The 23,438-nt window shown below is 65.6% G+C and carries 15 protein-coding genes; 7 read left to right on the top strand and 8 right to left on the bottom strand.

Annotated elements, in window-relative coordinates; all coding sequences use genetic code 11:
* Positions 1 to 113: 113 nt before the first annotated feature.
* On the top strand, positions 114 to 2,405 hold the full coding sequence (locus LZC95_13225) for a sigma 54-interacting transcriptional regulator (GenBank protein WXA97791.1): 2,292 nt from the start codon (positions 114 to 116) through the stop codon (positions 2,403 to 2,405).
* Positions 2,406 to 2,543: 138 nt separating this feature from the next.
* Here the strand turns inward: LZC95_13225 and LZC95_13220 are convergent, their stop codons facing one another.
* Together LZC95_13220 and LZC95_13215 are read right to left on the bottom strand one after the other, a co-directional pair.
* Positions 2,544 to 3,236 carry a TrkA family potassium uptake protein gene (locus tag LZC95_13220; protein ID WXA97790.1) on the bottom strand — a complete coding sequence of 231 codons (693 nt, stop codon included), beginning with the start codon at positions 3,234 to 3,236 and terminating at the stop codon, positions 2,544 to 2,546.
* 18 nt (positions 3,237 to 3,254) lie between these two features.
* On the bottom strand, positions 3,255 to 4,778 hold the full coding sequence (locus LZC95_13215) for a sodium:proton antiporter (GenBank protein ID WXA97789.1): 1,524 nt from the start codon (positions 4,776 to 4,778) through the stop codon (positions 3,255 to 3,257).
* 120 nt (positions 4,779 to 4,898) lie between these two features.
* Here LZC95_13215 and LZC95_13210 point away from each other — a divergent pair, with 120 nt between their 5' ends.
* Entirely contained in the window at positions 4,899 to 5,453 is a 555-nt protein-coding gene (locus tag LZC95_13210) for a YbhB/YbcL family Raf kinase inhibitor-like protein (GenBank protein ID WXA97788.1), read from the top strand.
* A gap of 29 nt (positions 5,454 to 5,482) precedes the next feature.
* On the opposite strand, the gene LZC95_13205 is transcribed toward LZC95_13210, so the two are convergent.
* Positions 5,483 to 5,863 carry a PGPGW domain-containing protein gene (locus LZC95_13205; GenBank protein WXA97787.1) on the bottom strand — a complete coding sequence of 127 codons (381 nt, stop codon included), beginning with the start codon at positions 5,861 to 5,863 and terminating at the stop codon, positions 5,483 to 5,485.
* Between the two features lie 31 nt (positions 5,864 to 5,894).
* Entirely contained in the window at positions 5,895 to 6,914 is a 1,020-nt protein-coding gene (locus LZC95_13200) for a zinc-binding alcohol dehydrogenase family protein (GenBank protein ID WXA97786.1), read from the bottom strand.
* A gap of 214 nt (positions 6,915 to 7,128) precedes the next feature.
* Here LZC95_13200 and LZC95_13195 point away from each other — a divergent pair, with 214 nt between their 5' ends.
* Genes LZC95_13195 through LZC95_13185 form a run of 3 tightly spaced genes read left to right on the top strand, consistent with a single transcriptional unit; the run spans position 7,129 to position 10,006 of the window.
* Positions 7,129 to 7,836, top strand: a complete 708-nt coding sequence (locus LZC95_13195) for a YqiJ family protein (protein WXB00333.1) — start codon at positions 7,129 to 7,131, stop codon at positions 7,834 to 7,836.
* On the top strand, positions 7,833 to 9,686 hold the full coding sequence (locus LZC95_13190) for a hypothetical protein (protein WXA97785.1): 1,854 nt from the start codon (positions 7,833 to 7,835) through the stop codon (positions 9,684 to 9,686). The genes LZC95_13195 and LZC95_13190 overlap by 4 nt, the downstream gene beginning before the upstream one ends.
* Positions 9,683 to 10,006: a potassium channel family protein gene (locus LZC95_13185; GenBank protein ID WXA97784.1), complete on the top strand. Its 324-nt coding sequence runs from the start codon at positions 9,683 to 9,685 to the stop codon at positions 10,004 to 10,006. The genes LZC95_13190 and LZC95_13185 overlap by 4 nt, the downstream gene beginning before the upstream one ends.
* A 207-nt stretch (positions 10,007 to 10,213) precedes the next feature.
* Here the strand turns inward: LZC95_13185 and LZC95_13180 are convergent, their stop codons facing one another.
* Genes LZC95_13180 through malQ form a run of 3 tightly spaced genes read right to left on the bottom strand, consistent with a single transcriptional unit; the run spans position 10,214 to position 16,240 of the window.
* Positions 10,214 to 12,538 carry a protein kinase gene (locus LZC95_13180; protein WXA97783.1) on the bottom strand — a complete coding sequence of 775 codons (2,325 nt, stop codon included), beginning with the start codon at positions 12,536 to 12,538 and terminating at the stop codon, positions 10,214 to 10,216.
* A gap of 13 nt (positions 12,539 to 12,551) precedes the next feature.
* Positions 12,552 to 14,696, bottom strand: coding sequence for a glycogen debranching protein GlgX (gene glgX, locus LZC95_13175; GenBank protein ID WXA97782.1), 2,145 nt, complete (start codon positions 14,694 to 14,696; stop codon positions 12,552 to 12,554).
* A complete protein-coding gene (gene malQ, locus LZC95_13170; GenBank protein WXA97781.1) occupies positions 14,693 to 16,240 on the bottom strand; it encodes a 4-alpha-glucanotransferase in 1,548 nt (515 codons plus the stop codon). The genes glgX and malQ overlap by 4 nt, the downstream gene beginning before the upstream one ends.
* 18 nt (positions 16,241 to 16,258) lie before the next feature.
* Between malQ and LZC95_13165 the strand changes: the two genes are divergently transcribed.
* Entirely contained in the window at positions 16,259 to 17,008 is a 750-nt protein-coding gene (locus LZC95_13165; GenBank protein WXA97780.1) for a hypothetical protein, read from the top strand.
* Positions 17,009 to 17,011: 3 nt separating this feature from the next.
* On the opposite strand, the gene LZC95_13160 is transcribed toward LZC95_13165, so the two are convergent.
* Positions 17,012 to 20,770 carry a DNA topoisomerase 3 gene (locus LZC95_13160; GenBank protein ID WXA97779.1) on the bottom strand — a complete coding sequence of 1,253 codons (3,759 nt, stop codon included), beginning with the start codon at positions 20,768 to 20,770 and terminating at the stop codon, positions 17,012 to 17,014.
* 322 nt (positions 20,771 to 21,092) lie between these two features.
* On the opposite strand from LZC95_13160, the gene LZC95_13155 reads away from it, so the two are divergent.
* Positions 21,093 to 23,372, top strand: a complete 2,280-nt coding sequence (locus LZC95_13155) for a hypothetical protein (GenBank protein ID WXA97778.1) — start codon at positions 21,093 to 21,095, stop codon at positions 23,370 to 23,372.
* The last annotated feature ends 66 nt before the right edge of the window (positions 23,373 to 23,438 follow it).

Raw genomic sequence — 23,438 nt, 5'->3', positions numbered from 1 at the left:
CAACCTTGACGTCGCTTCGTATGAAATTTTGCTTCCAGGGGCGGATGGCGGACGGTGCAAGTGTGCAACAGCATGTGCCGAGTCGCTGCCCCAACCTGTAGACTCTCGGCAGCATGACCAGTGGACCACTCTCGCCCGGGGACATCGTTGCCGGCAAATACCGCATCGAACGCGTGCTGGGTACGGGCGCCACCGGCATCGTCTTCGCCGCGCAGCACCTCCAACTCAACCAGCGCGTCGCGCTCAAGTTCCTCAACCCGACCTTCGCGGATGACCCGACCATCACGGCCCGCTTCCTTCGCGAGGCGCAGGCCACGGCCCGCATCCGAAGCGAACACGTCGCGCGCGTCTCCGACGTGAGCACGCTCGATTCGGGTCAGCTTTACATCGTCATGGAGTTCCTCGAGGGGCGCGACCTTGCGGCCCTTCTCGCGGGCGGGGCGCGGCTCGAGGTGGCGACCGCGGTGGGCTACGTCATGCAAGCCGCCGAGGCCATCGCCCATGCCCACGCCGCCGGCATCATCCATCGCGATTTGAAGCCCGCCAATGTCTTCCTCGCCGTGCGCGAGGACGGCAGCATGAGCATCAAGGTACTCGACTTCGGTATTTCCAAGTGGCTCGGCACGACGTCGCACTCGCTCACCGTCAAAGCCACCGGCCTCGGCTCGCCGGCGTACATGTCGCCCGAGCAAATCCGCTCCGCGAAGGACGTGGATCTGCGCACGGACATCTGGGCCCTGGGGGTCATCCTTTTCGCGCTGCTGGCCGGACAAGGCCCCTTCGAAGAGGACAACCTCAACGGCGTGTTCCAAGCCATCATCCACCGGGCGACGCCATCGCTCCGCGAAAAGCGCGAAGACGTGCCCACGGGCCTCGAGGCCGTCGTGCTGCGTTGCCTGCAAAAGTCGCCCGATGAGCGGTATGCCAATGTCGGCGAGCTCGCCCGCGCGCTCGAGCCCTTCGGGCCGGCTTCCATGCTGGGCACCGCGGCGAAGATCGAGCGCATCCTCGGCCTCGCCCCCAATTCGACCGAGAGAAAGCCCAATTCGCGCGAGAACCTCGTCACCGCGCCCGCCACCGTCGTGGAAATCACCCGCGGGATGAGCGCCCCCGCGCATGCCGCCGGACCGCCGCTCGGTGCCGAAATCCACGTGCTCGGAGGGCCCGGCTCGCCGACCGTGTTCAAGCTTTCATCGGGAAGCTGTCGCGCGGGCAGCGGCGCCGGCTGCGACATCGTCATCAACGAGCCCACCGTCTCGCGGGCCCACGTCGAGCTGACCTTGCGCACCGAGGGCGTCGAAGTGCACGATCTCGGGAGCACCAACGGCACCTTCTACCTCGGACAGCGCGTGCAGCGCATGGTCCTCTCGCTCGGGGCACGCATTCAGATCGGGTTGGTCACCTTGGTGCTCGACGCCGATCGCGAACAACTGGAGCACGTGCTCCAGCATTCCGACACGTCGTACCGCGGGCTGCTCGGCGCATCCGCCCCGATGCGGCGGCTTTTCGGCATGCTCGCGCGCCTCGAGGCCTCGCTCACCCCCGTCATCATCGAGGGCGAACCCGGCACCGGCAAAGAAGCCATCGCGCGCGCCCTGCACGATGGATCGAGCGTCTCCAGCGGCCCGCTCATCACCATCAATTGCGCCGCCTTGCCGCGCGAGCTCGCCGCAAGTGAGCTTTTCGGCCACAAGAGAAACGCGCTGCCCGGCGCCGCCGAGGATCGCATGGGCGCCTTCGAGTACGCCGACGAAGGCACGCTCTTTCTGGACGAGATCTGCGATCTGCCCCTCGACGTGCAACCCATGGTGTTGAAGGCCCTCGAGACCGGCGAGGTGCGCCGCGTCGGAGGCGACACCGCCCATCAGGTCCGCGTGCGCATCATCGCCTCGACCAGCCGCGATCTCGCCGAGGAGGTGCGCCAGGGCCGCTTGCGCGAGGAGCTCTATTTCCGTATCGCCGTGGTGCGCCTGCGGGTGCCGCCGCTCCGCGAACGGGTCGAGGACATCCCTGCCCTGGTCGAGAAGTTCGCCGCCGACGCCGGCGTCGCCGCACTACCTGCGCCCATCGTCGAGGACCTCAAGACGCGCGCGTGGCCGGGCAACGTGCTCGAGCTGCGCGACACGGTGCTGGCGTACGACGCCCTCGGCGCCCTTCCCGAGCCGACGCGCCCCAAGGGCGCAATCCTCGATCTCGCGTTGCGCAAGCTCATCGATCCGCGCCGCGCCTACGAGGAGCAAAAGGCGGCCCTGGTCGATCGCTTCACGGCCATCTGGCTCGAGGAACTCCTCGAGCTCACCGCGGGCAACCACAGCGCCGCGGCACGCTACGCCGACTTGGAGCGCGCCGAAATCGCCCGCCTCGCCGCCCAATACGGCATCGGCAAAAGCCCGCGAAGCCGCTGAGACGAAAGAGAGAGAGAGAAATTCACATGAAGGCGGGAAGACGGGAAGGGTTCGAGATTGAGGAGAATGGTGCCGAGAGGCCCATTCATAAACCTTCCCGCCTTCCCGCCTTCATGTGAGCTCTCTCTTCTTCGAGGGTCAGCGCTTCGCGTTGAGGATGCGCGGGGACATGAGGTGGCGGATGACCGCGCCCACCTCGTCGCGGCGGGCGACGATGAGCACGGTCATCCCGCCGCGCAGAACCGACGAGCCGCGGGGCGCATCGACGGCGCCGTTGGCATCGTAGAGACCGGCGAAGACACACGACGGCGGAAAGCCCTTCGAAGCGGCAATCTCGGCGACCGGACGGCCCACGACGTCGGCGCCCTCGGGAATGGTCAGCTCGAAGGCCACCGAGCTGCCGCCGCCGAGGATCATCGAGTGCTTCACCGCATCGTGCTCGATGGCCGTGGCGATGCCTCCGACGAAAATCTCGATTTCCGACACGATGCGGTGCACGCCCGCATCGAGGTACACGTTGCGGTACTGCGAGTCGCGCATGCGCACCATCACGCGCTGGGCACCCGCCGAACGCGCGAGCAGCGCCACCGCGAGATTGTCGGCATCGCGCGCGAGCATGGCCACCACCACGTCGGAGCGCGACACGTCGGCCTCTTGCAGCAGCCCCGCATCGGTGGCATCCCCCGTGATGGCCACGAGACCGTGACGTTCGAAGGCTTGCTTGGCGACCAGCGGATCGCGATCGATGATGATGACCTCGTGGCCCGTCGTCCGAAGATGACCGCCGACACTGAGACCCGCCCGCCCGGCTCCTGCAATGAGAACTCGCATCGTTGTATCCGTTGCTCCTTATTCGTGATGCTCTTCGTTCATGAGGGCCATGCGCTGCTTGTCGAGCTCCCCCAGGCGCTCCTCCGCGACCTCGAGGGAGATGATTCCTCGCTGCCCCGCCTCCATGACCGCCGCCCTCTGTCCCTGCAGCAAGGTCATTTCGAGGAATTGATCCTTTGCATCGATGGCCCGCGCCTCGCGCAGTGCCTCCTCCGAGGCGATGATCTGCCGTTGAAATGCCGCGCGACGCTCGGCGTGCTCACGCCGTGAGACGAGGCCCGCGCCGAGCAACTCGTCGAGCTCCGACTGCCCGCGCCGGGCCACGATGAGCGTAGCCCGCGCCTCGTCCGTCGCCAGATCGGAGCGGAGCGAGATGCCCAGCCAGCCGAGCATTCTGCGGAAAGGAAGCGCCTGCGCGATCAAGGTCACGAAGGTGCAGCCGAAGACGATGGCCACGAGGCGATGCCGATACGGTAGCTCCGTGGGAAGCGCGAGCACGGCAGCCATGGAGAGCGCGCCCTTGATGTTGCCCAGCACCATGACGTGCTGCCAGCGCATCGGAACGCGCTCGCCCTGCAAAATGCGCAGCAGCCAGAAGCAGCCGTACACCGCCACCGCGCGGCCCGCGTGCAACGCCAGCACGGCAAGCACGATGGAGGAGGCCTCGTCGAGCAGCATCGACGGCTGAATCTGCATCCCGACCAGGAGAAAAATGAGCACGTTTAGAATGAAGCCCGCCGTTTCCCAAAAGCCCTGCAACGCCAGGACGCGCGAGGGCTCCAGCATGGTGCGCGCCGCACGCCCCACGAGCACGCCCGCCACGACGACCGCAATCACGGGCGATGCGTGCAGGCGTTCCGCGGTGAGCGACGCCGCGAACACCAGCACGATGGAGGCCAGAATCGCGGTAAGACCATCCGGCGTGCGGCGGAGCACCACGCTCCCGAGCACCCCGAAGCCCGCGCCCAGAATGCCGCCACCGAGCATGGTCACCACCAGCGCGCGCAACGTGCCGATCCCGTCGAAGGTACCGCTTTCGACCATCTCGGTGGCGATCAAGACGAGAACGAGCGCCGTCCCGTCGTTGAAAAGGCTCTCGCCCTCCATGATGGACGCAAGCCGGTGCGGCACGCGCACGCTCTTGAAGGCCAAGAGCACGCTCACCGTGTCGGTGATGGCGAGCAGCGCCCCGAGAAGAACGGCCACCGGAAACGGCAGGTCGAGCGCGTACTTCGCCACCGCCGCCGTGCCCAAAAGCGAAATGGCCACGCCGGGCACGGCCAGCGCGAGAATGGGGCGCGCCGCCTGACTGAGGGCATGGCCGTCGGCGAACAACGCAGCCTCGAAAACGAGGATGGGCAGAAACGCCAAAAGCACGATTTCGGGATTCATCGGCGTGTGCGGAAGCACATTCACGAAGACGCCGAGCAGCCCCACGATGACGAGGGCGACGTTGTAGGGAACACCGATGCGCTTTGCGGCGATCGCGACGCTCGAGCCGGTGGCAAGAACGATGAACAGCGTCTCGAGCGCGTGCCTCATGATTTCGTACGTACCCTGATGCTTCCCGGATGAGAAGCTTTTCGCTCGCGTCGCTCTTCGCAGCTTCTCTGGAGCTCACACTGGCCTGCGCATTGCTGGTGCGGCGGCCGGAGGTGCTGTATGGGAATGCTTCATCAGGTCGCATCCGTCGTGGGCCGCGCGCTCCGGAGCGTTCACGCGGGCGACGACAAGTTGGTCATCTCTCGCTTGCAGAGATCCGTGGAGGCCATCGATGTTACGACCTCCTCGTTTCTATCGCACGGGCCCATTCCGACGAAATACACGGCCGATGGGCTCGGCCTTTCGCCGCCCATTCGGTGGGGGAACGTCCCCGAGCGTACACGCTCACTGGTGCTCATTTGCGAAGATCCGGACGCGCCGCTGCCCAAGCCGTTCGTGCACTGGCTCGTGCATAGCATCGCGCCCGATATCCGCGAGATCCCCGAGGGCTCCATGACCGTCGGCATGGTGGGCCTGAATACGCGGCGCAAGATGGGCTACACGCCGCCCTCGCCGCCCCCGGGGCATGGGCTTCACCATTACCACTTCCAGCTCTACGCGCTGGACTACGCCCCGGAGCTCTCCTCGCACGCCGATCGCGAGGACGTGGTGCGCGCGATGGAATCTCACGTGCTCGCCTCGGGACGACTCATCGGCACGTACGAACGCACCTAGTCGGTTCCAATCTCGTTTCGAGCCTGCTTCTAATTGGCTTCGACTTGCAAAGGCGGTTGCCCGGCCCGCTGGCGCCATCCATCGATGAGGCGATGCAGGGCTGGGCGCGCCACGAGCCATTTGGCCACCCTGTGCTGAATCGGCAGGTCCATGACCAAGAGGCCCACGATGATGGTGAGCACGCCCTGGCCGGGCAGAAGCAGCATGGCGATGCCGGCCAGCACGATCAGCACGCCCGCCACGGTGCGCACGATGCGCGCGCCGGGGCTGCGCGGGGGGGCTGGGCGCAGGAAATAATCGGGCGGTACGCGCACGATGAACAGCTTGGCCCCCCACATCGCCGCGACGACCATCAGGAGCGACAGCACCATCACCACGACAGCGAGCACTGGCGTCGACCTCAGGTTCATCGGATCTTCTCCTCGACCTCTCTTCGAGTACTCATCCGCAACCACTCATCTGCAACACCGCTGCCCCGCGCACATCACCCCGCGCGAGATCGGCGAGCGCGCGGTTCGCCTCGGCCAGAGGATACACCGCGGTGGCGGTCCGAACCGGAATGTCCGCGGCAAGCTGAAGAAACTCGCGCGCATCCTGGCGGGTGAAATTGGCCACGCTGTGGAGCGAGCGCTCCCACCACAAATCGTCGTACGAGAACGCTGGAATGCGATCCAGGTGAATGGCATTGATGGCCACTGCACCGCCACGCTCGAGCGCGCGCAAGGCAGCCACGACGACGTCGCCCGAGGGCGCAAAGGTCACCGCGGCATCGAGCCGTACGGGCGGCGCCTCGTCGTAGCCTTTGGCCCAAACGGCGCCGAGCGCACGGGCACGCGCCTGCTCGTCGCGGTTGCGCGTGCACACGTAGACCTCGCAGCCCCAATGAACGGCGACCTGAATCGCCAAAAGCGCGGAGGCGCCAAAGCCGAAAAGGCCAAGCCGCCCGCCCGGGCGAATTCCCGATACCTTGAGTGCGCGATATCCAATGATGCCGCCGCAGAGCAGCGGTGCCGCCGCCATGTCGTCGAATCCATCGGGCAAGCGAAACGCGAAATCCGCGCGCAACCGCGCACGCGTGGCATAGCCCCCATCGCGGTCCCAGCCGGTGAACTCGGCGCGCTCGCATAGGTTTTCACGCCCCTCCGCGCAACGCGCGCACACGCCACAGCTGCCGCCGAGCCATGCGCCGCCGGCGCGATCGCCGACCCTCCAATCGGCAACACCTTCGCCGACGGCAGCCACCCTTCCCACGATTTGGTGACCCGGAACGACGGGCCGCCGTCTCAGCGGCACATCGCCTTGGCAAAGCTGCAAATCCGTTCGACAAACACCGCACGCCGTGACGTCCAGGACGATTTCCCCTGGCCCCGGAGCATCCTCGTGCGCGCGCTCGCGAAGAACGAGCCACGGCACTTCATCGGTGGCGTGCTTGGTCGGATTTTCCAGGACCATGCAGTTCATCGCCTCATTCTAATGCCTTTGGCGGAAAGCGTGCCATTGCACACCCCTCGAAAATCGGTCCAACCGTGTGCGAAGATCCGTTTACGGAGCTCATGAGCGTATCTACGTTGGGGTTCGACGAAGAGGACGAGGACAGAGGGCTTCCGCAGTCGTTCGCGAGGCCACAACCATGTTTGCCTTTCTAAACCACTGGTCGAATGCACCGTTTTTGGTGATGCTCGGCCTCGTTGCCGTCATCGTGTTTTTGCAGGCCGCCGGATTGGTGGGCCTGGTGGCAGAAGGAGGTGGGGATCACGATGTGAATGTCGACGCCGATCACGACGTCGATCTGAATCACGATGCGGATGCAGATGGCGATGGGGATGCCGATGCGGATTCCGACGCCGACGGCGATGGATGGCACGGCGCACTTTCGTATTTTGGAGTGGGACGTGTCCCGCTCATGGTGTTGTTGGTCACATGGCTGCTCTTCACCGGCTTTTCCGGCATCTTTTTCAATAGCTTGGCGTACGTCCGCTTCGGAGGCTCGGGCAACTATGCGGGATGGGTCATCCCCGTCACGTATGGCACGTCCCTCGCGGTGGGCCTCGCCGCAATGCGCTTTTTCTCTCGAGTCCTCGGGAGGATTTTCGATCTTGGCACCCGAGGTGCCACGGCGAAACATGAATTGTCTGGACGCATCGGCATCGTAGCAAGCCCCGAGCTGGGGCCGAAGTTTGGCGAAATCCGGGTTCGCGACGAACGCGGAAATGAGCTTTTGGTGCATGCGCGAATCGAAACGGGCGAAGATCCTCTCAAGCTCGGGCAGGAAGTCGTCCTGGTCGATTACGACACGGAATCGGAAATGTTCTTGGCGACGTCCGCTAAGTTCGAAATGGGCCCGCGAAAGAGGCCCGATGGTGAAAGGAAAGGAAACAAATGATGTTCAATGGGTTCGAGGTCTGGCAGGTCGTCCTCGCGATCGTCGGCGCCATCGTTCTCGTGCTTTTCGTCTTTTTCGCGTCGATGGCGCGGTTTCTCAAAAGACCATCGCCCTCGGAGGCGATCATCCGCATCGGCCGAAACATGACCGACGTGTTCATCGGCCAGGCGTGCTGGATCGTCCCCGTGTTTCACCGGGCATCGACCATGTCACTGTCCACCATCGGGTTGACCATCCGGCGCGCGAGCCACGACGCACTCGTGACGAAAGACTACATCTCTACGAATCTTTCCGCGGAGTTCTACATTCGCGTCGAGCCGAACGAGGACGACGTCAAGAAGGCCGCGCGCACCATCGGCATCGACGAGGGTCACGCATCGTCTGACGCCATCCGCGTGAAGAGCCAACAGCTCTTGGAGCCGAAGCTCGTCGGCGCCCTGCGCGCCGTCGCCGCCCAAAACGACTTTCTCGCGCTGCACCTCAATCGCGAACACTTCGCCTTGGAGGTCTCCAATGCGCTGCGCGAAGATCTAGGCCGCAATGGCTTTACCCTGGAGTCGGTCACCATCACGGAGCTCACGCAGACACCCCTCTCCGAGATGCGCGCGGACGATATTTTCGGCGCCTCCGGCCGGCAAACGGTGACGAACACGGTGGTCGAGAAGAACATCGCCGTGAAAAAGAAGATCCAGGAAGAGGCCGAGCGCACCGCGGAAATCGCGCGCGAGCAGGAGATCAACGTCGCGACGCAGAACCGCCTCACCCGAGAGGGCAAGGCCAAGGAGGAAGAGGCGGCCATCAAGGCGGAGTTGGCCAAGAACGAAGCCGTCGAGGCGCGCGATCTGCAGCGTCAGTCGAATATCGCCGTCGAACGCGCGCGCAAGGAGCAAACGGAGCAGGCCGCGGAAATCGGCAAGCAAAAGGTCATCGAGGCCGCGCAAGTCGACAAGGAGCGGGCCATCGAGGCCGCGCTGGTGGACAAGCAGATCACGCTCACCATGAAGGCCAAGGAGAGCGCCCAGGCGGACGCCGAAAAGGCCGAGGCCCTGGCGCTTCGCGAGAAGGCGGACCAGGAAGTCGTCACCGTGGCGCGTGTGGCGGAGGCCGAGCGTCTCCGGCGCATCGCCATCGTCGATGCGGAAAAGCTCGCGCAGCAGGAAAAGATTGCCGCCGAGGTCGAAGCCTTCAAGAAGAAGGTGGAGGCCGAAGCCATCGCCGCCGCGCAGCGTGCATCGGCCACGGGTACCGCGGAGGCCGCGCGCTTCCGCTCGCAGGGTGAGGCGGACGCCGTGAAGATCAAGGCGCAGGCCGATGCCGACGCCGCGGAGTTGCAAGCGGTGTCGATCACGAAGCTCGCCGAGGCGCAGCGCGAGGCAGGCCTGAAGGAGGCGGAGGTGTTGCGCGAGAAAATCGTGGCGCAAAACTCGAAGTCGCGGGACATCCTGCTTCAGGAGACGATCACGACGCTCATTCACAATGGGCCGGCCATCGTGCACGAGCTGATGAAACCCGCCGAGCGCATCGGCGAAATCAAGGTACTGAACCTCGCCGGCGGCCTTGGCGGCGGCAACAGCGCCGGCTCCTCCGCGAACGGTGCCGGAAATGGGACGAACGGCTTTCCGCTTCTGGGCAACGCCCTCGGCCCCATCGCAAAGACCATGCTGGAGACGTCCGCCGTCATGCCGCTCCTCAAGGAGGTGATGAAGTTCGCCAACGTGGATGCGCTCAAGGACGTCGTGGGCCCGGTCACCACGCCCGTCACCACGCCAGCCCCGGTGATGCCGCCGCGTCCCAGCGTGCAAACGCTGACCGAGGATGACTTCGTCCTCCAGGAAGGCTCGATCAAGTGACCACGCCCATGGCACCCGCGGAAGAACTGGCGACCTTCACGGCGTGGGCCACGGCCATCTTCTACTTGGCAGAGTCCGACCACAATCCGCAGATTCGCACCTACTTCGATGCGTACCACTACGTTGCCACATCACTGAGCGTCGGCTACGCCAACGTCTTCCCCGTCACCCAAGTCGGGAAAGCCGTCGCCGCCGCCGTGATGATGGTCGGCCCCTCCCTCTCCGCCCGCGCCCTCGACGGCCCCAAGGCAGAGAACAACGATGCCCTCATCGCCAAACTCGACGAAATCCTCGTCGAACTCCGGAAAAAGCCCCACTAACCCCAATCTTCTCTCCCAGAGGGATTGAACAGGGAGGGGGGGAGGCGGGGAGGGATACGGCACAAATCCCACCGGGCACCGAGGCTTTTTTTTTGGGTTTTCAGTTGGCTCCGTAAGCCAAGTGAAAAACCAAACCAGCTTCGGTGCGCGGTGGGATTCGCGTTGTTTCCCTCCCCGCCTCCCCCCCTCCCTGTAATTCTTAATCTTCTAGGTCAGACCCATCGCGGCGCGGACTTTGGCGGCGCGTTCGCCGACTCGGAAGACGAGTTCCTGGAACTCGGGGCGCTTGCGGAGCGGGTCGAGCAGAGGACATCGGTTGCACCAGGCAATGTCGAACAGGCCTGCGCGATCGGCGTCGGCGAGGGCGGCGAGGGCGCCGTCTTCGTCGCCGCGGAAGCAGAGAACCTCCGCCTTGATCTGACGGAACATCGCCGTGCGGCGAAGCGCACCACTCCCGGCCCTGGCGCGCGCGTCGAGGAACTCGAGCTGCTCGTCGAAGGCCTTGTCGTCCTCCATCGACATGAGGATGCCGCGACCCGGGAAAATCGGCCCCGTCGGCCCCTCGTCCGCAAGGAGCGCACGGGCCGTCGCGTAGTCACGCCGCCAGAAGATGATGCGCGCACGCACCAGCCAATAGACCACGTGGGTCTGCGGATCGGGCGGAAGCGCCGCCAGAAGCTCGTCGGCGATCTGCGGCTTGCCCGAAAGCTCGTACGCCCGCGCCATCTCGCCACGGCTCACGAACGTGCGCGGCTCGATGGATAGCGCCGCCGACAGATGCTCCAGCGCCGTGTCGATGCGGTCGCACTCCACCGCGATGCGCCCGTACATATCGTGCGCATCCGCCAGACGCTTTCCCGAGCGCACGGCATCGCGGATGTCATGGGCGCCGCGCTCGGAGTCCCCGAACGCGAACGCGACACACCCCGCGGCCAAGCGCGCCTCCGCCAAATCGGGCGCCAGCGCAATGGCCCGTTCCGCCGCGAGCCGCGTGGCATCGCCGCTCACCTCGCCGTCCGAGTACAGGTACTCCTTCAGGCGCGCGAGCGCGTAGCCCGAAAGAATGGTCGCATCGTCCGGCCGCCGCTCCAGCGCTTGCTGGAACAACTCGATGGCCCGCTGCGTGGTTTCCGGCGAGTAGCGGTGAAGCTCGTGCCGCGCCCGCAGGTACAGATCGTACGCAACGGGGTCCTCGATCGTCTGCCGATTGCCCTCGGGCCGCTCGATGCTCAGCGCCCGCGAGATGGCACAGGCGATCTCGTCGCCAACCTTGAGAAAATCCGCTTCGGGCCGCTCGAAGCGCGAAGCCCAGAGCTGAAACCCGTCGCCCACGCTCACGATGCGCGCGCTCACCCGCAGCATGTCGCCGATGCGGCGAAGCGATCCCTCGACGACGACCTGCACACCGAGCTCGCGCCCCACCTCACGCGAATCCGACGAACGCCCGCGCGCACTGATGACTGCACCCAGCGGACGCACGCGGATGCCGTCCATGACCGACAAGGTGTCGATCAAGTCCTCCGTGAGGCCGCTCGCGAGGTACTCGTCTTCGGGACGCCCGCCGTTCTGGAACGGCAGAACGGCGACCTTTTTGTCGCCGGGCGGCGTCTCGAGCAACCCCGGCATCGACGGACGCGCCGCCGGCTGCGGTTTGGGCGCGCGCGGAGGTGCCGCGGGCGCGACCGGAATGGTCAACGTCGACAGCGCCGTCGCCACCTCGGTCGCCGAGGCGTAGCGATCCTCGGGCTTGCGCGCCATGCAGCGCATGACGATCTGCGCGGCCCCGATGGGCACCGTCTGCCGGTGCGCCCGCGGATCGGGCGGCGGCTTCAGGAGACGCTGCGCGGCCACCTGGAAGATCGACTCGCCCGACCATGCCGTCACGCCGGTGAGAAGCTCGTAGAGAATCTCGCCCAGCGCATACAAATCTGCTCGGTGATCGACGGTGAGCCCCTCGACCTGCTCGGGTGCCATGTACGCCGGCGTTCCCACGGGCGCGCCCATGGTCACGTGCGCGCTCAGCACCGCACGCGCGATGCCGAAGTCCGTGATGGCCACGCGATCGTCCTTGGTGACGAGCACGTTGTCCGGCTTCAAATCGCGATGGACCACGCCCGCACGGTGCGCGGCCTCGAGGCCTGCGCAAATCGCCAGGCCGATATCGACCACGCGCGACAGCGGAAAAAGCTCCTCGCGCTCGTACAGGAGCTCGGCGAGGGACGTCCCATCGATGAACTCCATGGTCAAAAACTTCTCACCGTGGTGTTCCCCGATGTCGAACGTGCGGGCCACGTTCACGTGCGTGACGCGGCGGGCAAGCTTCACCTCTTGGCGAAATCGGGCGAGCATTTCCGGTGTGTTCACCAGCTCGCGCCGGAGCACCTTGAGGGCGACGACCTCATCGAGCTCCAGGTCGCGCGCTCGGTAAACGCTTCCCATCCCACCGGTCCCCACCAGGCCCAAAAGCTCGTAGCGGCCTGCGAGGACCTCGGCCACGGCGTGCTCTTCGTTCAACGGCGCGACGGCAGTCATTCAGTTTGGATTTTTAGCGCATCCCTGACCTTGGCCCAAGCGGCTTCGACCCGATGAGCAACGCAAAAGATCGCGGTGGCATCGTGTAGGTTGCGCCCGCTTGCAAAAACGCGTCATTTTCCGCGCAAGCGTCGCGCCGCCGGGTGTCGACCAGCACACGCCAGCCACCCTCGAGTTTGCCGGAGCTCTCACTTTTCTTTTTGTCAGACGGCCCGCCCGGGTCTTGCGCTTCCCGCGGAAAGCTTGGCAAGCGAAATGCGACCTCGGCTTTGTCGCCGTTCAAAACGAAGCAAAGGACCGCCTCGGGGTCCTCGCGCACGGGTTTCATCACCGCCGAGAGGGCCATGAACTCGGGAGAGCCCCAATCTTCGAGCTGCATGGGGTGCCCATCGGCATCGAGCCAGACGATGTCGCCACCGTCGAAGAACGTGTCGCGCCGGAGCGCGGGAAAACGTTTGCGAAGCCGAGCCAGCGCCCCGCAGTAATCGCGCAACGCACGCGCCTCGTCGTCGAGTGCCCAATTCAAATACGACGTATCGTCGTCGAGCACGTAAGGATTGTTATTACCCTTTTGCGTTTTCCGTATTTCGTCGCCCGACGTAATCATGGGCACGCCCGGCGTCAGATAAAGCATGGCCAGGAAATTGCGTATTTGCCGCCCGCGCGCCGCAATCAACATGGCATCGTCGGTCTCGCCCTCGACACCGAAGTTCATGCTCAAATTGTCGTTCGAGCCATCGCGGCTGTTCTCGCCATTGGCGTCGTTGTGTTTGCGCGTGTAACTCACCAAATCGCGCAAGGTGAAACCATCGTGCGCGGTGATGAAGTTGATGCTCGTCGAAGGCGTGCGCGCCGGGGTGTGAAAGAGATCGCTCGAACCGGTGAGGCGGTAGCCCAAATCGGAGAGCGATTTTTCGTGGCCATTCCAAAAACGCCGCATTCCATCGCGAAAACGCGCATTCCACTCGCGCCATCGCCCTGGAAAATGCCCGAGCTGCATGCTGTCGGGACCGAGATCCCAAGGCTCGGCAATGAGCTTAACCCGCGAGAGAACCGGGTCTTGGAAGATGGTGCGGAAGAACGCCGCGTGGCGCCGAAAGTCCGCCCCTTCTCGACCCAACGTGGTCGTCAAATCGAAGCGGAAGCCGTCGACGTGCATTTCCTGCACCCAATAACGGAGGCTGTCGCAAATCAATTTGAGCACCTGCGGGTGCTCCACCTGCAGGGTATTTCCGCAACCGGTATAATCGACCGTGCGCGCACCATGCTCGCGCAATTTGTAATAAACGCGATTGTCGATGCCGCGCAAAAACAGAGTCGGCCCGGTTTCGTCGCCCTCACAGGAATGGTTGTACACGACGTCGAGAATCACCTCGATGCCGGCGGCGTGCAGCGCCTTGACCATGGCCTTGAACTCGCGCACTTGTTCGCCGGGGCGCGTGGCAAAGCGCTGATCGGGCGCGAAGTAGCCCAGCGTCGAGTAGCCCCAGTAATTCTTCTGACCGCGCCGGGCGACGCTTGGCTCGTCGGCCACCTCGTGGACGGGCATCAGCTCGATGGCGGTGACACCCAGCCCGCGCAGGTGCGCGATCATCGGTTCGCTGGCCACGCCCAGGTAGGTGCCGCGGTGGGCGGGCTCGATGTCCGGGTGGCGAAAGGTGAGGCTTTTCACGTGCGCCTCGTAAATCACCGTGTCCCGCCAGGGCGTGCGCAGCGGAGCGTCGCCCGCCCAGTCGAAGGGCTCGTTCATGACGATGCCCTTGGGCACGAACGGCGCGCTGTCCGTGTCGTCGCGGGGCACGGCTCCCACCTGACCAGGTGCGTGATCGTAGATGGCCCCGCCGCGGTAGCTGACCTTGCCCTCGAGGGCCCGCGCGTACGGGTCGACGAGCAACTTGTTCGCGTTGAAGCGCTGGCCGCGGCTCGGCTCCCACGGGCCATCGACGCGGAAGCCGTAGCGCTGGCCGTGCCCCACGCCCTCGATGAAGCCGTGCCACACGTGGCCGGTGCGGTGCTCGAGCGCGACGCGCCTTTCCTGAGTGCCGCCCTCGTCGAAGAGGCACACGGAAACCGCCGTCGCCGATTCGGAGTAGAGCGCGAAATTGGTGCCGCCCGGAAGCGGCGTCGCCCCCTCGGGAAACGGGCTTCCTGCGCTCATTCGATGCGTCCGGACGACTTGGCCAAGGCGAGAAGGGCTCCCATGCGGGATCCAACGATGGGGTCGCGCTCCAGATCTTCCACCGGCTTGGGCAGTCGGTAGGTCCAATTTTCCGGACCGACCGTGCCCGGCGTGTTGATGCGCACGTCCTCGTTCAGGATCTCCGCGCCGAGGACCAAGGTGAGATCCGAGCGTGCATGCAGCAGGCTGCGCATCAGCCCGAGCCAGCGCTCGTCCTCCCGTGCCGTGGGCTTGATGCCGGCGACCTCCGAAAGCCCTTCGCGCTCCCACGCTTGCAACTCGTTCCACCAGCTCGTGATCGGCGCCGTATCGTGCGTGCTCCACGAGGCCACGCTCACCTCTTGGAACTCGTCGGGCGTGCGGTACACGTGGCGCACGTAATCGCGCTCCCAGGGGATGACGCGGTAGCCGGGCATCTCCAGATCGCGCAGCGCCTCGCGCACGAAATCGGGAATTTTGCCGAGATCTTCGGCGATGAGCTTGGCCGGGTGCGCCTCGTCGGCCATGCGCCGGAGCAGGCCTCGCCCGCGCTCGATCTGCCCCGCTTCGGTGGCCGGATCGAAGGTGCCCTTGGAAATGTGCCCCTGCTTGGGGGTGACGAACATGCGGAAGTAGCCGACGACGTGATCGAGCCGGAACCGATCGTACAGCTTGGCCGCGTGGCGCGTGCGCGCGACCAGCCAGCCGAGATCGTCCGCGTCCATGGCCGCCCAGTCGTACGCGGGAAGGCCCCAATCCTGGCCCTCGGGCGAGAAAGCATCGGGCGGCGCGCCCAACGTCACGTCCTTGCGGAATTGATGCGCGTGCGACCACACGTCCGCGCTTTCGTGCCCCACGACGAAGGGCAGATCGCCCATCAATTCGACGCCGAGCTCCGTCAGGCCCACGCGGGCGCGCTGCCATTGCCGGTGGGCCATCCACTGCCCGTACTGATGCTCGAGGATGCGCGGCGCGAGCTGCTGGCTCTTGGCCGCGAGTGCCTCGGGATCGCGGTTGCGTTCCCCCTCGGGCCAGAGATCCCACGCGTGCTGCTGGTGCGACTCGCGCAGTGCCACGTAGAGCGCGAGATCGTCTTCCCAATCGCGCTCGCGCTCGATGAAGGTGCGCAGCTCCTGACCGCGCGCGGTCCCGCGCAGCCACTCGTGCTCGTAGAAATGGGCGAATTTTTGCCGCAGCACGCCGGCCTTGAGGGCGCGCACGGCGGCGTAGTCGACGCGCGATGCGTCACGCACGCGCGCCAGCTCGCGGCGGCCGGCCTCGTCGAGCAGGGCCTCGGGATCGCCGAGGTCCTCGACATCCGCGAGGTCGATGTAAACGGGATCGATGCCGAATGCGGTGCGCGCGCCATACGGGCTCGTTTCCCCTTCGCAGAGCTCGTACGGCGGCAAAATTTGAAGCAGCCGCATGCCGCCGGTGAGGAGCCACTTGGCGGTGGGTACCAGATCCGAAATTTGCCCAATGCCCCAGCTTCGATGGGTTCGAAGCGAAAACAGCGGAATCGTGCAACCTGCAAGGCGGGTCATAAGGTCTAAGCTTATAGCGTGTCTCGTTCGCATCCCCCGGCATTCATGGTCCTCTCGCTCGCGATCCACGTCGCGGCCGGGGCTGTCGTGTTGGGGCTGGGCACGGCGCACGATCCCGCGGCGGAGGCGGATCCGCCGCCGAATTTCGCGGGTGAGACGTTCGAGATCCCGGAGCTGGATCCCGAGAGGGCAGAAGAATCCACGAGCGCCTCGCCCGCCGCCGCGAAGCCTTCGCCGGCGCGCGCCCCGCGGCCTGCGCGAGCGGAACCGGTGTCGACGACATCGAAGGCGCAGGCGTCGGACGCGCCCGCGGCCGGCGGCGAGGCAAGCGCACCGCCGCTGTTCGGGGCCGTCGGCGAGCGGGGTGTCGTCGACCTCGCCACGGCGTTCACCCGGGCCTTTCCGCAGGCCGCCAGCGGCGATGCGAGCTGGACCCGGGTTCCATTCGGATCGGCCGGCACCGCGGACGTGGCACTCGAGATCGACGACACGGGTCATCTGGTCGACACGCACGTGACGGGCAGCCCGTCGTCCGCCCTCCGCGATGGCATCCAGCGCACCTTGGTGCTCATCCGCGCGCGCTCTTTCGTGGCGACGGCCGCCGTCACGCGGCTTCACATCGTGTCCACCGTCTCGCCCGACGCCACGCACGACGGGCTCCACGGGGACGTGTTCGCCATCGGGGGCTCCTTCGCCGGCCGCGAGGGCAGCGCGTTTTTCGCGCTGGCCATGGGCCGGCGGATCGATCTGACCATCACGCGCAAGTAGGGGTTAGGGCGGCCGTCGCGGAGGCCGCCGTCCCTTCTTCTTGCTGCGCTTCTTGCGTGCGGCCACGCGTGTTGGGGCCGTACGCGTTGGCGCGGCGCGCACCTCCCACGCCGGCGGCCCCGGCGCGCGGCCCACGAGGTGCACGCGCTGGAAGGCAATGGTCTCTCCATCTTTCTCGAACGAGTCGTCGGCCAGGGAAACCAAGCCCGCGCGCGCAAGCCCGCCCACGACGTGCTCCAACGAGGAGCGGTCCATCGACTTGCTCGAGGCAAAGACCTCGCGATGGATCTGCCCGACGGTGAGACCATCGCGCTGGCGCAAGGCGTCCAGCACGCGCTCCGCCGCGCGCTGCTCGGCGGCCGTGGGCTCGCGAAAGCGGGCCGCAATCGCGTCCTTCGGGGCGCAGACGTCGCAGAGCCCGCACACCTCGCCGTCGTCCTGCTCGTCGCCGAAGTGGCGGACCAGCTGCAGCATGCGGCAAACGTGCTTCTCCGTGTACCGATGCATCGCCTCGATCTGCGCCGCGCGGTGCTTTCGCTGCGCTTCGTACGCGCGCTCCCAGCCGCCCTTGCCCCGCCGCACGGTGTCGTCGGCCTCGAGGATCGCCGCGCCCTGCGCGCACAATTTGTCCAGCGCCTTCTCGAACTGCGTCTCGGGCACCTGCGTCGCGAGCCACGCCTTCGGCCGCGGCCCCTCGGCCAGCGCATCGAAGAGGCGTTGCACGATGTCGAGCGGGGGGTAATCGCGATCGAGGAAGAACTCGTGCATCTTGCGGTCGACGAACGACCCGAACAAGACCGCGCGCGATGGCTTTCCATCGCGCCCCGCGCGGCCTATCTCCTGGTAATAGCCTTCGAGGGACGCCGGAAGGGCCGTGTGGATGACGGTTCGCACGTCCGGCTTGTCGATGCCCATGCCAAAGGCAATGGTCGCGACCACGGCCTCGAGTTTGCCCCCGAGAAACGCGGTCTGCACCTTCGCGCGATCGGCGGGGGGCAGGCCCGCGTGGTACGCAGCCACGGGAAATCCTGCCGATCGCGCAAGGGTTTTCGCGAGCGCCTCGGTGTCCTTGCGGGTGGGCGCGTACAGAATCGCGGGTCGCCGGGCAGGCTTGGCGAGGAGCTTTGCCACGGCGGCTGTGCGGTCCTTGGGGTTCTTTTCGATGACCTCGATGGCCAGGTTCGTTCGCCGAAAGCCGTGAATGAACGCCGCGTGCGACGTCAGCCCCAATTGGGTCGCGATATCCTCTTGCACCAGCGGTGTCGCCGTCGCGGTGAGGGCCATCACGGGGGCAGGACGCAAAAGGGGCAATCGCTCCCCCAACAGCCGATAATCCGGCCGAAAATCGTGGCCCCAATGCGAAATACAATGCGCCTCGTCCACGGCGATGAGTGCGGGCTTTCGCCGCGCGAGCATCTCCGGAAAACCGGGCACGCGCAGCCTTTCGGGCGCAATGAAGAGAAAGTCGAGCGCGCCATCCAAATACGCCCGGCACGCACTCCGCGATGCCTCCCGATCGCGCCCCGAGTGGATCCGCTCCGCCGCGAGGCCGAGCGCTTTCAACTTCGCGACTTGGTCTTCCATCAGGGCAATCAGCGGGCTGATGACCAACGTCGTCCCGCCCCGCGCCAACCCGGGCAATTGGTAACAAAGCGACTTTCCCGATCCGGTGGGCATGACGAGGAGGACGTCTTTGCCCGACGTCGCCGTTCGGCAGACCTCCTCCTGGTACGGGCGAAATGCTCCGAAGCCGAACACGTCGCGCAGCAGCGCCGGAAGCTCCCTCGACCGGGGACTCCGGTTCGGGGTCGGATTCCGAGTCGGAGTCGGAGTCGGATTCGGATTCAGATTCGGATTCAGATTCAGATTCGGATTCAGATTCAGATTCGGAGTCGGACTCGGATTCCGATCCGGACTCGGGCCCGCGGCCCGGACCTTGCCCGTCACCTCGGTCACGAAAGCTTCGATGCCCTGCATGAACCTCTCGAAATCGCCTTCCCCTCTCTCCATCCGCCGCAGCTCCCGCTCCCACTCCCCCGTGAGCACGGGACTCTTCACCCGCGGATGCACCGCCTCCACCAGCGCAATCCCGCGATCCGTTGCGTGGAGTACCTTCTTGTCCCGTTCGAGGTACTCGCGCGCAAGCAGCGTCTCGATCGTTGCCGCCCGCGTCGCGGGGGTGCCCAGCCCGGACTCGCGCATCGCCTCGGACAGCTCCTTGTCCTCGATCGTGCGGCCTGCGCTCTCCATCGCCGTCAACAACGTCGCGTCGGTGTAGCGGTCCGGCGGCCGCGTCCTTCCGGGCTTTGCCTCCACCTTCTCCACGGACACCGCCATGCCCTGCGCCAGCCCCGGCGGCACCGTCGGCGCCTGCTCCTCTTTTGCAGGCCTCGTCCCCTTGCGATCGAGCACCTTCCATCCGACCTGCTCCACCGACGTTCCCGTCGTCATGAAGCGATCCACGTTCTCGGCGGACTTCACCGCCGTCACCACCGTCGTCGTCGCGTACCGATGATCCTCGTGCCATGCCGCGAGCAGCCGCCGGCAAACCAAATCGTAAATGTTCGCCTCCTCCCGCGACAACGCATCGCGATCCGCCACCACCGTCGTCGGAATGATCGCGTGGTGATCGGTCACCGCCGCATCGTCCACGAAACGCCGGCCCAGCGGACGCTGCCCCGTGCCCGGTGCCAGCAGGCCTTCGTACGCGGGGGCAATCGCGTCCACGATCCCGCGCAGCGTCGCGGCGACCGAGCTCGAAAGGGCCCGACTGTCCGTTCGCGGATAGCTAATCAACTTCCACCGCTCGTAAAGCGCCTGCGCCACATCGAGCGTACGTTGCGCGCTCATGCCGAAAAGCCGGTTCGCGTGGCGCTGCAGCTCCGTCAGATCGTACAACCGCGGCGGGGGCATCGCGTGGTTCTCGCGCTCCACCGACTCGACCCGCGCCTCGCCACCGCGCACGCGCTCGAGGATCCGCTCGGCCTCCGCCCCGTCGGGCGGCAACCGCACCGCCTCGCGTTTCGGCTTCGCCCGATCCCCTTCCGTGGCCTGCACCACCTTGAACAGCAGCCCGCGGTAGTCGATGTCCGCGTCCGCCTTCCCGAACGTGGCCACGATTTCCAGGTAATCCTCGGGCACGAACGCGCGAATCTCCAGCTCGCGCGCCACCACCATGGCCAACGTCGGCGTCTGCACCCGCCCCACGGAATACAGAACATCGTGCGTCACCGTGTACGCCCGCGACAGATTCATGCCCACGAGCCAGTCGGCCCGGCTCCGCGCCCGCGCAGCCCGCGCCAGCGAATCGAACGCCGCCCCCGGCCTCAACTCGCGAAACGCCCGCGAGATGGCATCCGGCGTGAGCGACGAAAGCCATAGCCGCTTCACCGGCTTGCGGCATTTCGCCGCCTCGTACACGTATCGGAAAATGAGCTCCCCCTCGCGCCCCGCGTCGGTGGCGCACACCACGCCGTCGACCTCGCGCGAGTTGAGAATGCCCCGCACCACCTCGAACTGATCGCGCGTGCCCTCCAGCACCGTCAGCGGCCAGTCCTTCGGCAGCATGGGCAGATCGGCCAATCGCCACGAGCGCCATCGGTCATCGATTTGATGCGGCTCGGCGAGCGCGACCAAATGGCCCACCGCCCACGTCACCACGTAGTTGCCGCCCCGCAGGAAGCCCTCGCCGCGCGACGTTGCCCCGAGCACACGCGCCAGATCCCGCGCGACGGCAGGCTTTTCCGCCAGCACGGCGATCATGACGCCATTCTTCGAATTTTTATGGGCAGCCTGCTCTTCTTCACGCAGGCGGTATTAGCAGATCCCGTCCCGAGCAGCGCGGGAGAACCATTTCGGGTCCGGGGTGGACGCACGCGAGGACCAACTTTGCGCAATGCGGAGCGCCGAGCGCGATCCAACACACGGATGCACGCGACATCGGCCATCGTTATTTCGCGCCACGCATCTGCGGGCGCTTGCAGGGCGAATGTCGCTAACGTAATGAGTGAAAAATTGATTTGAGTATGCGCGGTCACGCGCGTCTTTGGACGTCTGGGCGAGGCCCGGGGAGAAGGATAATGGCATGGCTCGACGCTTAAGTTTGGCGCTCCTATTGGCAATTTTGGCGGTCATGGCCGTCGCCTGGGTGCCGGGTTGCGGCAGCAACAATGACTCGGAATTTGGTGATCCAGGCCCCCCCGACGGCTCGCTTCCCGACGGACATCCCGGCGGCGGATTCGGCGACGGTGGCGGCAACGGCGGCGGTACCGGCACCGACGGTGACTTCGCCATCACACCGCGCGATCAGACGATCGACATTGCCATCGACCAAGAAAAGGTCACCGTCACCCCAGCCACATTGAAGTTCCAGGGTAAATGGCGACAGCAGGACGTCATTGCGTCCTGGTCGCTCGACCGTGGCGAACTCGGTACGGTCGACAACAATGGCATCTTCACGCCGAGCAACACCTTGGCGCGAGCCATGAGCGGCGTGGTCCACGTCACGGGGCGATACCAACCCCAAGGCGACCGTCTCTACCAAGCGTCCACCGCGGTGACGGTCCGCCTGCGCATCACGCAAAACGGCAAACCGGAGAACGGACTTCCCACGGGGAACCCCGTCGGCGGCAGCGGCATCGGCGGCCCGGTCGATGCGCCCACCAAGGGCCGTCTGCAGGGAACCCCCACCAACGCGCCCGACTTCATCGGCCTCTACCCCTACGACAAGACGGTTTGGCCGCGCGGCCTGTTCGCGCCACTTCTTCAGTGGCAGTCGTCCAAGAACGTCAAAGCCGTTTACATTCACCTCAAGGAGAACGGTTTCGAGTTCGAAGGATTCTCCTCCGGCAACGGCTTGATCAATCAACCGATCTGGCAGGCGGCATGGGACAAGGCCACCTATGGAAATACCGGCGATCCGCTGACCGTCGAGATCAAGATCGACGACGGCACCAAGACGTACGGCACCGTCAAACGAACTTGGACGATTGCGCCCGGCGCCCTCAAAGGCACTGTCTATTACAATTCTTACGATACGAAGTTGGCGACCCGCCTGGAGAACCAACCGAGCAGCGCGGGCGTGCTCGCCATTCGGCCTGGCCAAACCCAACCGGTGCTGGCACTCGGAGAGGGCAGCAAGAACGAGTGCATCGTTTGCCACACGGTTTCGGGCGACGGCTCCACCTTGTTCGCGCAGATCTGGAACAAGGACAAGGACCATCCCTCGGAATACAAAAATGGCCTCTCGTACAATCTGAAGACGAACGCGAAGATTGCCGATTACGTCAACAACGCCCCCGATGGAACGACGAACAATCGCAAGTTCCTCTGGTCCGGCGTCTCCAACGACGGAACGTACGCGCTGCAAAGCTCGGGGCATACGCAGGAAGCCTTCAGTGGCGACTCGCGCGTGTTCCGGCGCGACAATGGCAATGCGGTCTCGGCGTCGGGCTTCGACGGGGTCATCGGGCAGGCGGTCACCCCCGCGTTCTCGCCCGACGGCAAGAAGGTCGCGTTCAACTATTGGACGGCGGGGCCGCACGGCTCCAACGCGGGCGACGGCCATTCCATCGCCATCATGGACTTCGCCTGCGGTGCGGGTGGCGGCGGCGCCGGCCCGTCGTGCGGGAGCTTCGCCTTCTCGGGGCTGAAGGTGATTTACAACAACCCGCAGCGCACCGTCGGATGGCCCGCCTGGTTGCCGGACAACACCGGCGTCATCTTCCACAACGTGGTCAAGCTTCCCGAGGGCGGCTCGCCGCTGGCCACGTGGAAGAAGGCGCAGGCGGAGCTTTGGTACACCAACACGGCGGGACAGGCGGTGGCACTCAAAGCGCTCAACGGCACGGGCTACCTGCCGACCAATGCCGAGCACCCGGACGACACGGTGATGAACTACGAGCCCACGGTGAATCCCATTGCCTCGGGCGGTTACTACTGGGTCGTCTTCACCTCGCGACGCATGTACGGCAACGTTGCCGACGGCTTTGCGTACCCCGCGCCGGGCACGGGCGACAAGCCGACGCCCAAGAAGCTCTGGGTCGCGGCCATCGATCTGAACGCGCGCCCTGGACAGGATCCGAGCCATCCGGCGTTCTACCTGCCCGCGCAAGAACTCGACGCGGGCAACATGCGCGGCTACTGGGTCGTCGATCCGTGCAAGTCCAACGGCAAGACCTGCGAGGGCGGCGACGAATGCTGCAACGGCTTCTGCCGCCAGAACGACAAGGGCGCGCTGGTCTGCACCGACAAGCCGCAAGGCTGCGCCCAGGAATTCGAGCACTGCGATCAGGATTCCGACTGCTGCGGCGCCGGTGCGGGTTACATCTGCATCAACAACCGCTGCGCGCGGAAGGTGAATTGAAGTAGCGCCAAGGAAGAACACATCGGGGTCCTTCGTATGCCGATACGATGCGACCCTCGTTGTTGG

The organism is Sorangiineae bacterium MSr12523, assembly GCA_037157775.1.
GTDB classification, from domain to species: domain Bacteria; phylum Myxococcota_A; class Polyangia; order Polyangiales; family Polyangiaceae; genus Pendulispora; species Pendulispora brunnea.
The sequence above is the reverse complement of the archived record's forward strand: the minus strand, read 5'-3'. Positions and strand labels throughout refer to the sequence as shown.

Excerpts from the sequence above, each read along its gene's own strand:
- LZC95_13205 (WXA97787.1), bottom strand. The coding sequence starts at position 5,863 with ATGAACCTGAGGTCGACGCCAGTGCTCGCTGTCGTGGTGATGGTGCTG.
- LZC95_13200 (WXA97786.1), bottom strand. The coding sequence starts at position 6,914 with ATGAACTGCATGGTCCTGGAAAATCCGACCAAGCACGCCACCGATGAA.
- LZC95_13210 (WXA97788.1), top strand. The coding sequence starts at position 4,899 with ATGGGAATGCTTCATCAGGTCGCATCCGTCGTGGGCCGCGCGCTCCGG.
- LZC95_13190 (WXA97785.1), top strand. The coding sequence starts at position 7,833 with ATGATGTTCAATGGGTTCGAGGTCTGGCAGGTCGTCCTCGCGATCGTC.
- glgX (WXA97782.1), bottom strand. The coding sequence starts at position 14,696 with ATGAGCGCAGGAAGCCCGTTTCCCGAGGGGGCGACGCCGCTTCCGGGC.
- malQ (WXA97781.1), bottom strand. The coding sequence starts at position 16,240 with ATGACCCGCCTTGCAGGTTGCACGATTCCGCTGTTTTCGCTTCGAACC.
- LZC95_13220 (WXA97790.1), bottom strand. The coding sequence starts at position 3,236 with ATGCGAGTTCTCATTGCAGGAGCCGGGCGGGCGGGTCTCAGTGTCGGC.
- LZC95_13180 (WXA97783.1), bottom strand. The coding sequence starts at position 12,538 with ATGACTGCCGTCGCGCCGTTGAACGAAGAGCACGCCGTGGCCGAGGTC.
- LZC95_13155 (WXA97778.1), top strand. The coding sequence starts at position 21,093 with ATGGCTCGACGCTTAAGTTTGGCGCTCCTATTGGCAATTTTGGCGGTC.
- LZC95_13160 (WXA97779.1), bottom strand. The coding sequence starts at position 20,770 with ATGATCGCCGTGCTGGCGGAAAAGCCTGCCGTCGCGCGGGATCTGGCG.
- LZC95_13225 (WXA97791.1), top strand. The coding sequence starts at position 114 with ATGACCAGTGGACCACTCTCGCCCGGGGACATCGTTGCCGGCAAATAC.
- LZC95_13195 (WXB00333.1), top strand. The coding sequence starts at position 7,129 with ATGCTCGGCCTCGTTGCCGTCATCGTGTTTTTGCAGGCCGCCGGATTG.
- LZC95_13215 (WXA97789.1), bottom strand. The coding sequence starts at position 4,778 with ATGAGGCACGCGCTCGAGACGCTGTTCATCGTTCTTGCCACCGGCTCG.